Annotated in this window: 10 protein-coding genes; 6 read left to right on the top strand and 4 right to left on the bottom strand. The window is 73.1% G+C overall.

The genetic code is table 11. The features are described 5' to 3' along the window. The first annotated feature begins 25 nt into the window (after positions 1-25). Entirely contained in the window at positions 26-1,291 is a 1,266-nt protein-coding gene (locus tag OG371_RS46110; RefSeq protein WP_329063873.1) for a DUF58 domain-containing protein, read from the top strand. Positions 1,292-1,517: 226 nt separating this feature from the next. After that, a complete protein-coding gene (locus OG371_RS46115; RefSeq protein ID WP_329063875.1) occupies positions 1,518-4,091 on the top strand; it encodes a transglutaminaseTgpA domain-containing protein in 2,574 nt (857 codons plus the stop codon). A gap of 636 nt (positions 4,092-4,727) precedes the next feature. Here the strand turns inward: OG371_RS46115 and OG371_RS46120 are convergent. The 3 genes from OG371_RS46120 to OG371_RS46130 all read right to left on the bottom strand — a co-directional run bounded on the left by OG371_RS46120 (position 4,728) and on the right by OG371_RS46130 (position 7,590). Then, the gene (locus tag OG371_RS46120) at positions 4,728-5,135 is read right to left on the bottom strand and encodes a DUF3040 domain-containing protein (RefSeq protein WP_329063877.1); all 408 of its coding nucleotides are present in this window, start codon (positions 5,133-5,135) and stop codon (positions 4,728-4,730) included. Between the two features lie 442 nt (positions 5,136-5,577). Beyond that, on the bottom strand, positions 5,578-6,795 hold the full coding sequence (locus OG371_RS46125; RefSeq protein ID WP_329073450.1) for a DNA polymerase IV: 1,218 nt from the start codon (positions 6,793-6,795) through the stop codon (positions 5,578-5,580). A gap of 63 nt (positions 6,796-6,858) precedes the next feature. Next, on the bottom strand, positions 6,859-7,590 hold the full coding sequence (locus OG371_RS46130; RefSeq protein WP_329063879.1) for a methyltransferase domain-containing protein: 732 nt from the start codon (positions 7,588-7,590) through the stop codon (positions 6,859-6,861). Between the two features lie 116 nt (positions 7,591-7,706). Here OG371_RS46130 and OG371_RS46135 point away from each other — a divergent pair, with 116 nt between their 5' ends. From OG371_RS46135 to OG371_RS46150, 4 genes are all read left to right on the top strand, one after another. Continuing rightward, entirely contained in the window at positions 7,707-8,573 is an 867-nt protein-coding gene (locus OG371_RS46135) for a ParA family protein (protein WP_329063881.1), read from the top strand. A gap of 3 nt (positions 8,574-8,576) precedes the next feature. Continuing rightward, positions 8,577-9,398: a DNA-formamidopyrimidine glycosylase family protein gene (locus tag OG371_RS46140; protein WP_329063883.1), complete on the top strand. Its 822-nt coding sequence runs from the start codon at positions 8,577-8,579 to the stop codon at positions 9,396-9,398. A gap of 426 nt (positions 9,399-9,824) precedes the next feature. Then, positions 9,825-10,385, top strand: coding sequence for a GNAT family N-acetyltransferase (locus OG371_RS46145; RefSeq protein WP_329063885.1), 561 nt, complete (start codon positions 9,825-9,827; stop codon positions 10,383-10,385). 46 nt (positions 10,386-10,431) lie between these two features. Further along, positions 10,432-11,463 (top strand): quinone-dependent dihydroorotate dehydrogenase, encoded by a 1,032-nt coding sequence (locus OG371_RS46150; RefSeq protein WP_329063887.1) that lies wholly within the window; start codon positions 10,432-10,434, stop codon positions 11,461-11,463. On the opposite strand, the gene atzF is transcribed toward OG371_RS46150, so the two are convergent. After that, positions 11,432-13,177, bottom strand: a complete 1,746-nt coding sequence (gene atzF, locus OG371_RS46155; RefSeq protein WP_329063889.1) for an allophanate hydrolase — start codon at positions 13,175-13,177, stop codon at positions 11,432-11,434. The genes OG371_RS46150 and atzF overlap by 32 nt on opposite strands. Between the last annotated feature and the right edge of the window lie 316 nt (positions 13,178-13,493).

The following is a 13,493-nucleotide window of genomic DNA, read 5'->3' on the forward strand; positions in this document are numbered from 1 at the left end:
GAACCCCAGAAGCAGAAAGAACCGCATGCTGCGTGCACTGTCCGGCCTCACCACCCGCGGCCGTTGTCTCCTGGCCGCGGGCATCGCCGCGGCGGTGTGCTCGCTGGTGCTCAACGAGCGTGACCTGCTGCGCGTCGCCATCTTCGTGGTGGCGCTGCCGCTGCTGGTCGCCGCGTTCATCTCGGCCACCCGGCTGCGCCTCGGCGCGGCGCGGGCGCTGAGGCCCGAGCGCGTCGCCGTCGGCGCGCACAGCGAGGTGCACCTCGAGCTGTGGCGCAGCGGACGGCTGCCAGGCGGCGAGGTGCTGCTCGAGGACGGCGTGCCGTACGCGCTGGGCTCGCGGCCGCGGTTCGTCGTCGAGCGGCTGCCGCACGACCGCCGGGTGCTGCTGCGTTACCCGCTGCAGCCGATGATGCGCGGGATCCAGCAGGTGGGGCCGCTGCGCGCAACCATCACGGACCCGTTCGGGCTGTGCGAGTTCGAGCGTGAGCTGATCGGCCACTCGCGGCTGGTCGTCGTCCCGCGAGTGGTGCCCCTGTGGGGGCTGCCCGGCGGGTCCGGCGCCGGCGCGGGCGACGACGGCACCGTCCGCCTGCACGCCGGCCAGGGCGAGCCGGACGTGATCGTGCGGCACTACCGCACCGGCGACGACATGCGGAAGGTGCACTGGCGCTCCACCGCGCGCCGTGACGAGATCATGGTCCGGGTCGAGGAGCGCCCGTGGCGCGGCGGCACCACCGTGCTGCTCGACCACCGCGCGGCCGCCCACCACGGCACCGGCCCGGCGGCGAGCCTGGAGTGGGCCGTCTCGTTCGCCGCTTCGGTTTCGCTGCACCTGCGCCGCTCGGGCCACCGCGTCCGGCTGGTCAACGAGCACGGCCTGACCCTGGCCGACGCCCCCGGCGACGGCGGCGAAGGCTACGACAACGTCGTGCTCGACGCGCTGGCCGCCCTGCAGCCAGCGCACCAGCGCGACATCACCCTCGGCCATGACCCGGCGGAGAGCCAGGAGCTGATCGCGGTGCTGGGCACCGTCAGCGCGGAATCCGTGCACGAGCTGTCCCGCTACCGCCGCCGCGGCGTCCGCAGCCTCGCGGTCCTGCTGGACACCCCGAGCTGGTCCGGCGCCCCCGAACAACGCGCGGCAGCCACCGAGGACTCGGCCGAGCTGCTCCGCGCGGCCGGCTGGGGCGTGGTCATCGCCGCGCCGCAGTCCTCCATGCCCCAGGTCTGGTCCGAGCTCTGCCGCACGGGCTCCAACCGCGGCGCCCTGATCGGCGGTGCCCGATGAACCTCGCCGCACCGCTTGCTTTGCTGAGCCCGGCCGAGCGCCCCAATGTGGCGTTCGGTGCGTGGAATGGGGGTTGGGCGCAGAGCGCCTCCGCTGAGGGTGGCGGTGGGGCAGCGGTTGGAGCAACCAATGTGGCATTGGGTGCGTTGAGCGCAACCAACGCCACATTGGGGCGCACGGCTAGCGGCGTGGGCAGTTCCAGCCGCGTGCTGATCGGCGGTGCCCGATGACCGCCACCGCGCCGCCGCGGCCGCCGATTCCGCACACCCCCACGCCGCAGCCCCCGGCCCCGGCCCCGGCGTGGTCGAGCAGCGTGCTGCCGCCGGCCGCGGCGGGCGGCGCGACGCTCTGCGCGGCCACCTCCCTGACCGGCGTCGTAAACGGCTGGGCCTGGTTCGGGTACCTGCTGGTCGCCGTCATCCTGGTCGCTTCGACCGGGCTGGCGCTGCGCTCGCTGCGGGCGCCGACCATCGCCGTCGGGCTCGGGCAGCTGCTGGTGCTGCTGTTCCTGATCACCGGCGCGTTCACCACCCAGGGCTTCCTGAAGATCTTCCCCGGCCCGACGGCGTTCGGGGAGCTGCAGGAGACGCTCGCGGCGTCCGCGGAGCAGATCCGCACCGGGCTGCCGCCGGTGGACGGCACGCAGCCGATCCTGTGCCTGGTGACGATCGCGATCGGGCTGGTCGCGGTGCTCGTCGACACGCTCGCGGTGGCCGCCGCCGCGCCGGCCGCCACCGGGCTGGTGCTGCTGTGCGTCTACGCGGTGCCCGCGGCGCTGTCCGACAGTTTGCTGCCCTGGTGGACATTCCTGCTCGGCGCGGCCGCGTTCCCCTGCCTGCTCGCCATCGACGGCAGCCACCGGCACCGGCGCTGGCGCAACCGTGACGCGCCCGGCTCCGGCGGTCCCGCCCGCGCGCTGCAGGCCCCCGTGGCCGTGGTCGGCGCGGCGATCGTGCTCGGCTTGCTCGGCGGCGGGATCACCGTGGTCGGCACGGTCGGCAAGATCCCGTTCGGCGCCAGCGACGGCACCGGCGGCGACGGCGCGGGCGGCTTCGGCGTCGCCCCGTTCACGCAGCTGCGCGGCCTGCTCGACCAGGGCGCGAACACCGAGCTGTTCCAGGTCCGCGGCCTCGGCTCGGACCGGCGGCTGCTGCGCGCGTTCACGCTCGACACCTACACGCCGAACAAGGGCTGGGGCCTGCGCGGCGGCGGCCAGGCGCAGACCGGCGTCCTGGCCGGCGCCACCCTGCCCGCCGCGCCGGGCGACGACGGCACCGGCGTGTCCCGTCAGATCCAGATCGAGCCCACCCGCTGGGTCGACAACTGGCTGCCGATCTACGGCGCCCCGCGCGCGCTGCGCGGTGTCTCGCCGCAGTGGCTGTACGACCGGGTCAGCGGCGCCGTCTTCACCACGAAGAGCGAGCCGGCGCCGCCGTACACCGAAACCGCTTCGCTGAAGGAGCCGACCGCCGCCGAACTGCGCGTCACCGACCCGAAGTCCGACGAGGTGCCGGCGGCGTACACGACGATCGACCGCGTCGACCCGCGGGTGGTCGCGAAGACCGATCAGATCGTGGCGGGCCAGACCAACAACTTCGACAAGGCCAACGCGCTGTGGCAGTTCTTCAGCGCGCAGAACGGTTTCGTCTACGACACGAAGACCGCTGACGCCACCGACGCGGACGCACTCGCCGACTTCATCCTCAACGGCAAGCGCGGCTACTGCGAGCAGTACGCGTCCGCGATGGCCGTGATGCTTCGGGTGGCGCACATCCCCGCGCGCGTCGCGATCGGCTTCACGCCGGGCGTGCAGAAGGGCGATTACCAGTCGATCAGCTCGCAGGACGCGCACGCGTGGGTCGAGGCGTATTTCGGCGACAAGGGCTGGGTCAGCTTCGACCCGACGCCGCTCGCCGACGGCCGCGGCATCGTCCCGCCGTACCTGCAGCAGAACGATGCCAGCTCCCAGCAGCCGAACGCCACCGACAACCTGCCGACCGCGCCCAAGTCCAGCGCGCCGACCGCGAACAACCCGCTGGACAAGGGCCAGAACCAGGCCGCCCCCGGCCCGGCGCCAGACCAGGGTTCGAGCAACGGCTGGCTGATCGCGCTCGCCGTCGTGCTGGCGGTGCTCGGCGGCTTGGCAGTGCTCGCGGCGTACCTGCTGCGCTCGTCGCGACGGCGAAAGGGCCCCGGTGGCCAGTCGCCCGCTTCCGGCGTTCCGCCACCGGACGGCACCCCCGACGGCAACCTCCTGGTCCGCACCCCCACCGCGGCCCCGGCCGACGACCGCGTCCACCTGGCCGCGCTGTGGCTGCCACTGGCCGCGGGCGTGCTGTTCGTGGCGGCGGCGGGTTTCCTGGCGGCGCTGGTGACGTGGTGGTTCGCGCTGATCGTGGTGCTGCTGCTGGCGGGCATCGGCGGTCCGGCCGCCGTCCGGGATTTCTTCCGCCGCCGCCGTCTCCAAGCCATCGCAGCCCACTCCCCCGACGCAGCCGACGCGGCGTGGCGTGAGCTCAAGGCCGAGTGCGCCGACCGCGGCCTGCCCATCCCGGACAGCGACACCGTCCGCGTGGCCGGCCAGAAGATCGCCGCGAACCACCACCTGGACGACCCGGCCCGCGAGAGCCTGCGCGCGGTGATCGGCGCCGTCGAGAAGACCTGGTACAGCGACGTGCCCACCCCAGACCCCCACCTGGGCCCCGCCTTCGACGAGCTGCGCCGCGGCCTCGGCCGCACCGCCCCCTTGCCTTGGCGCGGACGGCTGTTCCCGAAGTCGGTGCTGCGCCGCCGCTCCTGAGGCTGGGTCGGCGGCGCTGTTCCTGAAGCCCGGTTAACGGTGCCGCCGCGGGGCGGTTTGGTGCCGGGTTGCGGTCCCGCACCGGCAACGGCGTGGTTTGGTGCGGGGCCGGGTTCTGGTCCCGCTGCTACTGAGGCGCGCCTTGCCGCAGAGCTAGGGGTGCGGTCCCGCTCCGGCCAAGGTGCGGCTTGACGCGGAGCCAGGAATTCCGGTCCGCTCCCGCCAAGGCTCGGCCCGCCACCGGGCCGGGGCTCCGGTCCCGCCGTTATCAAGCGGCGTTCGTGGCCGGGGAGGGATCCCGCCCGGCCCCGGCCGAGCCAAGGCTTGCCACCGGGCCAGGCTTCCGGCTCCACGGCGCCCGCGGTTGTCGAGGGGCGTTTGCTGCCGGGGCGGGATTCCGGCCCGGCTGCCGCGGTGGCGATCCGCCGCTGAGGGCGGGTGGTTCGGGTCTGCCGCTGTCCGGCGGGCGAGTGTGCGTCCCGCTCCTGGCTGGGGTGCCGTGCGCGCGGGACGGCGGCCCGAACCGTGCGGCGCTGATCGTCGGCGCGGTCGGCAGCCGTCAGTCTTGCGCGCACACGAGAAATCCGCGCTCCGCCCCGGGGAGGGCGAAGCGCGGATCTCGAAGGTGGCGGTGGGTTATTGCTCTTCGAAGCGCTGGCGGAAGCGTTCCTCCATGCGCTGGGTGAACGAGCTGCGACGGCTCGACTGCTTGCCGCCGCCTCCCCCGCTGTTGTGGGGGCCGTTGTCCTTGCCGGTGTCACCCTGGCGTATGGACGTGACGGCCATCATCACCCCGAAGAACATCACGAGGAACCCCAGCACGCTGATCAACGGGATGTCGGCGACCCGCAGCACGGGCACCACCACCCCCAGCACCAGCAGCGCGACGCCCAGCACGAACAGGACGATCCCCTGGATGCGCCGTCGACGAGCGGGGCGGCGCATCCGGGTGCCACGCACCGTCGATGCGAACTTGGGGTCCTCGGCATAGAGCTCGCGCTCGATCTGATCGAGCAGCCGCTGCTCATGCTCGGAGAGTGGCATCTTTCCTCCTCCGGCACAGCTGTCGCGGGCGCCGGGCCGCGCAACGTCCTGGACCCAACAGCCAACCCCAGGCGGGGTGGCACTGTCCAGGATACGAGCCCCGCGCGCGTCCGACTACCCGATCCCGTATCCAGAAGGGATCGAATTGGGGGAAATCTCGACTGACGTGGGTTGACAGACGGTCACCGCGACCGAACTCACGCCCTTCACCAGGTCGAGAACACCCCGGACACCCTGCGCCGACCGCCGCCGCACAGCCCTCCCGGCGCCGCGACCACTCCCCGCGATCGAGGGACGGCCCCGGCCGCCGAGGTCGCCGCCCATCACCCGCACGGGGCGGCCGGGCCCCCGCGGGATCCACTCGCAGCCCGGCGTAGCGGATGACGCTTTCCCTGCGCTCAGTGCAGCGCAAGCGACATCCGCTACCTGCGGCGGCGCGGCGTCACTGCTCCCGTGGCGACAACAGCGACGCCGGCCGCACCGCTGCCGCGCCGAATTTGGAGCGGGCGACGTCGGCGGCTAGTTCTGCGTCGCGCCAGCGGGGTTCGGCGGAGGCGAGGAGGAGTTGTTCGCCGTCTTCGCCGGTGTCCAGGGCTTCTACGCGGACGCCGATCAGGCGGATGGCGCCGGTCGGGGCGTGTTCGGTGAGGAGGTCGACGGCGGTGCGGTGGATGTCGCGGGCCACGTCGGTGGCGGTGAACAAGGTGCGGGCCCTGGTGATGGTGCGGAAGTCGGCGAAGCGCACCTTGATCGAGACCGTGCGGCCGCGCAGGCCGCGGGCCCGCAGGGTGGCGCCGACGCGCTCGGCGAGGCGGAGCAGCTCCAGGCCCAGCTCGGCGCGGCTGTGCAGGTCGACCTCGAAGGTCCGCTCCGCGCCGATCGACTTCTCCGCCGACTCCGGCACCACCGCGCGGTCGTCGTGGCCGTTCGCCAACGCCCACAGGTGGTCGCCGACCGCGCGGCCCAGTGAGCGCCGCAGCCGGGCCGGCGGGGCCGCCGCGACGTCCGCGATCGTGTGCAGGCCCTGCTGACGCAGGTGCTCCTCGGTCCGCTGCCCGACTCCCCACAGCGCCGACACCGGCAGCGGGTGCAGGAACGCCAGCGTCTCGGCCGCCGGCACCACCACCATCCCGTCCGGCTTCGCCATGCCCGACGCGAGTTTGGCGACGTACTTGACCTTCGCCACGCCCACCGAACACGTGATCCCGTGCTCGGCCACCACCCGCTCCCGGATCCGCGCGCCCAGCTGGGCCGGAGTGGCGCCCAGCCGCCGCAGCGCGCCGCCGACGTCCAGGAACGCCTCGTCCAGGCTCAGCGGCTCCACCAACGGCGTCAGGTCGCGGAAGATGTCCATCACCCCGCGCGAAACCTCGCCGTACAGCCCCGAAGTCGGCTGGATGCAGACCAGTTGCGGGCACAGCCGCTTCGCCGTGGAAAACGGCATCGCGGACCGCACCCCGAACTCGCGCGCCGGGTAGTTCGCCGCGGCCACCACCGACCGCGGACCTCCGCCGGACACGACCACCGGCCGGTCCACCAGCTCCGGCCGGGTGCGCAGCTCACAGGAGACGAAAAACGCGTCCATGTCGACATGCAGGATCGGGCAGCCGGTGTCGTCCGGCAGGGCCGCGGCACCGGTGGTGACGCGGTAGCGGGCCATCCCGCTGGGCAGTTCGGTGTTTCTCCCCACGCCTGCGGACGCTACCCGGGGGCACCGACAGTTTCAGGCGCGCCGGGCCATCGCGTGCAGCCGGCCCGCGATGTCGCGCAGCGCGGGCACCGCCGCCGCGGCCAGCTCGAACTCCGCCAGCTCGTCCTCGCGCACCTCGCCGGCCACCACGTCGGCGATCACCCGGTCGCCCTGCAGCAGGGTCAGCTCGAGCCCGGCGGCGGCCAGCAGACCGGTCAGCCCGGCGCTGTCGAACCGGCGCAGCACGGTGTCGCGCTCGCCCGGGACGATGCCGTCGTCGCCGTCGAGCAGCCGCTGGGCCTCGGCGATCCGGCCGGCCAGCGCGCGGTGCAGCACGGCCGCGTTGCGGTTGGCCACGAGCACCGACACCGCCCCGCCCGGCGCGACGGCGGCCGCGAGCGCGGCGAGCACCACGGCCGGGTCGTCGACCACTTCGAGCAGCCCGTGGGCCAGCACCAGGTCGGCCGAGCCGGCCGGCACGTGGGCCGCGAGCGCGTCGGAGTCGTCCGCGATCACCGTGATCCGGTGCGAGACGCCCTCCTCCTCCGCGCGCCGCCGCAGCGTCGCCAGCGCGTTCGGGTTGGGCTCGACCACCGTCACGAGGCAGCCGGCCGAGGCGAAGGGCACCGCCCAGCCGCCGCTGCCGCCGCCGACATCGACGACGGCCGGCTGCTCCACGCCCCGGGCGCGGGCCGCGCGCAGCTCCGCCTCGAGCGCCCGGCGAACGGCGCCGGAACCCCGGGCCGCCACGGTGTCGGTCTTCATAGTCGGACAGGGTAGTGCCCGCCCGCCGGTCACTCGCCGTGACCCATACCGCCCGGTAGCGGCGTTCGACACCTTCCTCGGGACCGATCCCCCGAACGGGCCGTAGGCTGTGTCGAGTGCACACGGTCGCCGTACTCAGCCTCAAGGGTGGCGTCGGCAAAACGACGGTCGCGCTCGGTATCGCGTCGGCCGCTCTGCGTAGGGGGACGCGGACCCTCGTCGCCGACCTCGACCCGCAGGGCAACGCCACCACCTCGCTCGACCCGCCCTACACCGACGCGACGCTCGCCGACGTCCTGGAGACCCCGGCCCGCGCCGTGCTGGAGCGCGCCATCGCGCCGAGCGTGTGGTCCGAGGAGGTCGACGTCCTGGTCGGCGCCGAGGAGCTGGAGCTGCTCAACGAGCCCGGCCCCGAGGGGCGGCGGCTGGAGAACCTGTCCCGCGCGCTCGACGAGCTGCACCAGCGGCCGCTGCGTGAGGACCCGTACGAGCTGGTGATCATCGACTGCCCGCCGTCGCTGGGCCGGCTGACCAAGTCGGCGCTGGTCGCGGCCGACAGCGCGCTGATCGTCACCGAGCCCACGATGTACGCGGTGGCGGGCGCCCAGCGCGCACTGGAGGCGATCGAGCGGATCCGCGAGGAGCACAACCCGGACCTGCGCCCGATCGGGGTGCTGGTGAACAAGCTGCGCGTGCGCTCGTACGAGCACCAGTTCCGGGTCGCGGAGCTGCGGGAGAACTTCGGCTCGCTGGTGATGCCCACGGCGATCCCGGACCGGCTGGCGGTGCAGCAGGCGCAGGGCGCGTGCAGCCCGATCCACGAGTGGCACTCGCCCGGCGCGCAGGAGATCGCGCTGACGTTCAACATGGTGCTGGCCAAGATCCTGCGCTCCAGCCGCGCCGGGCGGCACCGCGTGCGCGGCGAAGAGGACGCGCCGGACGCCACCGACACGCCGGCGGAAGTCTCCGGCAACGCGGGCTGAGCCGTGCCCGAGGGCGACACCGTTTTCCTCGCCGGGAAGCTGCTCGACAAGGCGCTGGCCGGGAAAATGCTGCTGCGCGGCGAATTCCGCCATCCCGCACTGGCCACTGTGGACCTTTCCGGCCGTGACGTGCTGGGCGTCGGCACCGTCGGCAAGCACCTGTTCACGCGCTTCTCCGGCGATCTGACCCTGCACAGCCACCTGCGCATGGACGGCAGCTGGGAGATCTACCGCGCCGGCGCGAAGTGGCGGAGCCCAGCCCATCACGCGCGGGTGATCCTGGCGACCGCCGACGTGCAGGCCGTCGGTTTCCGCTTGCACGACCTGGAACTCCTGCCGTCCGCGGAGGCGCCCGGCCTCGTCGCCCACCTCGGCCCCGACCTGCTTGATCCACAATGGACGGACGAGCACACGGCCCGCGCCACGGCCGCGCTGGCCGCCGAGCCGGGCCGCGAACTCGGCGAGGCCCTGCTGGACCAGCGGGTCATGGCCGGCGTCGGGAACCTGTACAAGGTGGAGATCTGCTTCCTGCTCCGCGTCTCCCCGTGGACGCCGGTGTCCGAAGTGGACGCAGCGAAAGCCGTGGCGCTCGCCCGCAAGCTGCTGCTCGCCAACGCCTGGCGGCACGAGCAGGTGACCACCGGCGACCTCACCCGCGGCCGGCGCACCTGGGTGTACGAGCGGACCCGGCAAGGCTGCTTCCGTTGCGGTGGGCGCGTGCTGGTGGCCGGGCAGGGTGACGGCGTCCGGCGGCGGCCGACCTGGTTCTGCCCCCGCTGCCAGCCTGGGCCGCATCCGGAGGACCGCCCCGAAGTGTTCGCGTAATTGATGTTGCCGCGCACCGAGGTTCGCGGTTAGCGTGGTCTTACACGAGAGAGGAGGTGGTCCTAAGTTGTATTCACACAGGACTCGTGAGGTGACTGTCCGCTAGCGGATAGCACGCGTAGGGACTTTGAGCAGCGATACAACACGAGCCACCTTCGGCTCATCGCCTGCTTCGCGTGTGTGCCTGATAGCGAATACCAGGCAGCCACCGGGCTCCCGGGGCTCTTGAGCACCGGTCCGGCTCGGGCTCGGACGTTTGACGGCGTCCGGGAGCCGCCCCGGGAGCACCCCTTCACCACCCAGAACACCGAGAACCACACAGCCGGGCAGTCGTCGCCGACCGTCCGGCGCTCGTTTGCCCGGATTCGGCGATCGCCGTCGGCGAACGGATACACCGAACGGCCGAAAGTGGCTAGCCTGAACGGCATGCTCAGGCCCGACTACCCGATCACCGCGAACCGGGTGATCCTGCGCCCGTTCACGCCGGACGACCTCGACGCGCTGAACTCGTTCCAGTCCCGCGCCGACGTGGCCCGCTATCTCTACTGGGGCCCGCGCAGCCGCGCCGAGTCGGCCGCCGCCCTCGCGAAACGGGTGCACAGCTCGACTCTCAGCCAGGACGGCCAGATCCTTGCCGTCGCGGTCGAACTCGCCGCCACCGGCCAGCTGATCGGCGACCTGAACCTGGAGTACCTGAGCTCTGAGCACCGCCAGGGCGAGATCGGCTTCGTCTTCCACCCCGACCACCACGGCAAGGGCCTGGCGCTGGAGGCGGCCACCGAGCTGCTGCGGCTGGGCTTCGAAGAGCTGGGGCTGCACCGGATCATCGGCCGGTGCGACGGGCGCAACACCGCGTCGATGGCGCTGATGGAGCGTCTGGGGATGCGCAAGGAAGCCCACCTGCGGGAGAACGAGATCGTCAAGGGCGAGTGGACCGACGAACTGGTCTACGCCATGCTCGAGGACGAGTGGAAGGCCACACGCTGACCGGGCTCCGGACGCCGGGCGCGGGCCGATGGGGCAGCATGGGGCCGTGCTCTTCGACAAGATCGTCCGGCCCGCCCTGTACCGGCTGGCGTTCCACGACCCCGAGCTGGTGCACGAGCGCACCGTCACGCTGCTGAGCCGGACCGCGCCCGCGCTTCGCCCGCTGAGCCCGGTCTACCGCACCAACGATCCCGTGACGTTCCTCGGCCTGCGCTTCCCCAACCGGGTCGGCCTCGCCGCCGGGATGGACAAGAACGGCCGGGCGCTCGCGGCGTGGCCCGCGCTGGGCTTCGGCTTCGTCGAGGTCGGCACCGTGACGCGGCACCCGCAGCCGGGAAACCCGAAGCCGCGCCTGTTCAGCCTGCCGGTGAGCGACGCCGTGATCAACCGGATGGGCTTCAACAACGAAGGCGCGCAAGCACTCGCCGACCGGCTGGCCGCCCAGGGCAAACCGGGGGTGCCGCTGGGGATCAGCATCGGCAAGTCCAAGGTGACCCCGCTCGCCGACGCCGTGGAGGACTACCGCTTCTCGCTGCGCGCGCTGCATCCGTACGCGGACTACTTCGCCATCAACGTCAGCTCGCCGAACACCCCCGGCCTGCGCGAGCTGCAGGACAAGACCGCGCTGGCCGAGCTGCTGACCGAGCTGCGCCGGACCTCGGCCGAGCTGGGCGGCAACACCCCGCTGCTGGTCAAGGTCGCGCCGGACCTCACCGACGACGCCCTCGCCGAGCTGCTGGAGGTCTGCCTGGAGCACAGCGTCTCCGGGCTGATCGCGACCAACACCACGTTGTCGCGCAACGGGGTCGCCCCGGTCGAGGCGCACCTCGCCGCGGAGACCGGCGGCCTGTCCGGGCGGCCGCTGACCGCGCGGTCGCTGGAGGTCGTCCGGTTCGTCCACGAGCGAACCGGCGGCCGGCTGCCGATCATCGGCGTCGGCGGCATCCTCGGCCCCGACGACGCGTCGCGGATGCTCGACGCCGGGGCCGGGCTGGTCCAGCTCTACTCCGGGTTCGCGCTGCACGGGCCCGGGCTGGTCCGCCGGGTCAGCCGGGGGATCGCAGGCCGGCCGTGCTGACGAAGCGCAGGTAGCCGCGCCACGACTCGTAGCGGTCGAGGCGGTCCCCGTCCTCGGCGACGGCCGGGTCGGCCAGTACCGCGAGCGGGGTGCTGCCGTCTTCCAGCTCGACCCGCCCGAGCACCAGCGGCTCCGGCAGCCCGCCGGCGAACCGGCCGAAGGCGCCGGGCGAGAGCCGCCAGCGCTCGCCGTCGAGTCCCGTCCCGCCCGGGAGCACGCCGGGCTGCGGCGGCTCGGTCTCCAGCAGCACCATGCGGTACCGCTCGGCGGTCCGGACCGGCCCGACGAACCGGGCCCCGTCAAGGCTTCCGTGCAGCGGCTGGCCGCGCAGGTGCGCGCCGAACACCACGACGTCGACCCCGTCGGCCGGGTACGGCTCGCGCTCCTGCTCGCCGGTGAGCACCGCGGCCAGGTCGATCCCGATCTGGTCCTCGAACGCCCGGGTGGCGATCGTCACGCCGAACGGCCGCTGGTCGCCCGGCGCCACCGGCACCGTGACGGCCGCGAAGTCGAGCACGTTGACGAACATGCTGTACGTGCCGAGGCGGCTGCTGACGCCGACCGGATCGGCCAGCGCCTCGGCGACGGCCGGATGGTCGGTGACCGTGGGCAGCAGCAAGGCGTCGTGGCCTGCCAGGATCTTCCGGGCCTCCGCGCGCAGCTCGGCCACGCGGCCCTGGACGTCCGCGAGCTCGTGGGCCAGATGCGTGCCCGCGGCCGCGACGATGCCGGAGACGGTGGCGTCGGCGCCTTCCGGTGCGCCGGCGAGGAACTCGCCCGCCGAGGCGTAGCGCTCGGCCACCAACGCGCTGCCGTAGAGCGGTTTCCCGGCATCCAGCAGGGTGCTGACGTCGATGGCCTCGATGATCGCGCCGGACGCCTCCAGCGCCGTCACAGCGACGTGGAACGCCCGGCCGGCGGCGTCGCCGAGGGCGGCGAGACCGGCTTCGTCCGGGATCGCGACCCGGGGCCGTTGCCCGGCGCTGAGCCGGACGTCGGCGGGCCACTCGCGCACGGCCGGGTCCAGTCCGTCCGGCCCGGTCATCACGGCCAGCGCGCGCTGGCCGAGGGCGAGGCTGCGGGCGAACACCGAAACGCAGTCGAACGACGGTGAGGCCGGGAACACCCCGGTCTTCGGCACGAGCCCGATCGTGGGCTTGAGCCCGACCACCGCGTTCAGCGCCGCGGGCACCCGGCCCGAGCCGCCGGTGTCGGTGCCCAGCGCCAGGTCCGCGATGCCCAGCGCCACGGCCACGGCCGAGCCGCTGCTCGACCCGCCCGCCACCTTCTCCGGGTCGAGCGCCGAGGCCACCGCGCCGTACGGGCTGCGGGTGCCGGCCAGCCCGGACGCGAACTGGTCCAGGTTCGTCTTGCCCAGCACCACCGCGCCGGCCGCGGTGAGCCGTGAGACGACAGTCGCGCTGGTCACGGGCGCGCGCGAGAACCCGGGGCAGCCCGCGGTGGTGGGCGTGCCGGCGACGTCGACGAGGTCCTTGACGGCCAGCACCGTCCCGGCCAGCGGGAGGTGCTCACCCGCGCGGACGCGCTCGTCCACGGCCTTCGCGTCGACCAGCACCTCCTCCTGGGTGCGGAGGGTGATCCAGATGTCGGGACGGTCGAGGACGCCGATCCGCTCGAAGGCGGCCACCACGCGCTGGTGCGCGCTGGGCGGGGGCACGGGGACTGGTTCGGTTTCCGGCGGGAGCGTGGTCACGGGGCGTCCTTTCCTCGGGCTTCGAGAAAGTCCACTGTGTAAAAGTCCACTGTGTACGTCCGGTGCCGCGGAACCTCAGGCCTCGACACCGTTCCTGGCGGGTGCCATCACTGACTGCATGGGAAAAACGTTAAACAGCCAACGTTTCCGTGGCCAGACGTTTCCGATTACGCGATTGTTTCGATACCGCAATCGAAACCGGTAACGTCACGCGTAGTCGGCGCCGACCCCTCCGACCGGGATTCAAACTCGGCCATCCGGACGGACTGTGCGCCGCGGCTGTGCCAGCGAGTCGCGCCGGTCCGGAAACCGCTGA

It is taken from the genome of Amycolatopsis sp. NBC_01480 (assembly GCF_036227205.1).
GTDB lineage: Bacteria > Actinomycetota > Actinomycetes > Mycobacteriales > Pseudonocardiaceae > Amycolatopsis.

What these genes read in the sequence shown, in the direction of transcription:
- OG371_RS46125 (WP_329073450.1), bottom strand. Translation starts at nt 6,795, where the DNA reads ATGGCCCGCTACCGCGTCACCACCGGTGCCGCGGCCCTGCCGGACGAC.
- OG371_RS46110 (WP_329063873.1), top strand. Translation starts at nt 26, where the DNA reads ATGCTGCGTGCACTGTCCGGCCTCACCACCCGCGGCCGTTGTCTCCTG.
- OG371_RS46145 (WP_329063885.1), top strand. Translation starts at nt 9,825, where the DNA reads ATGCTCAGGCCCGACTACCCGATCACCGCGAACCGGGTGATCCTGCGC.
- OG371_RS46120 (WP_329063877.1), bottom strand. Translation starts at nt 5,135, where the DNA reads ATGCCACTCTCCGAGCATGAGCAGCGGCTGCTCGATCAGATCGAGCGC.
- OG371_RS46115 (WP_329063875.1), top strand. Translation starts at nt 1,518, where the DNA reads ATGACCGCCACCGCGCCGCCGCGGCCGCCGATTCCGCACACCCCCACG.
- OG371_RS46130 (WP_329063879.1), bottom strand. Translation starts at nt 7,590, where the DNA reads ATGAAGACCGACACCGTGGCGGCCCGGGGTTCCGGCGCCGTTCGCCGG.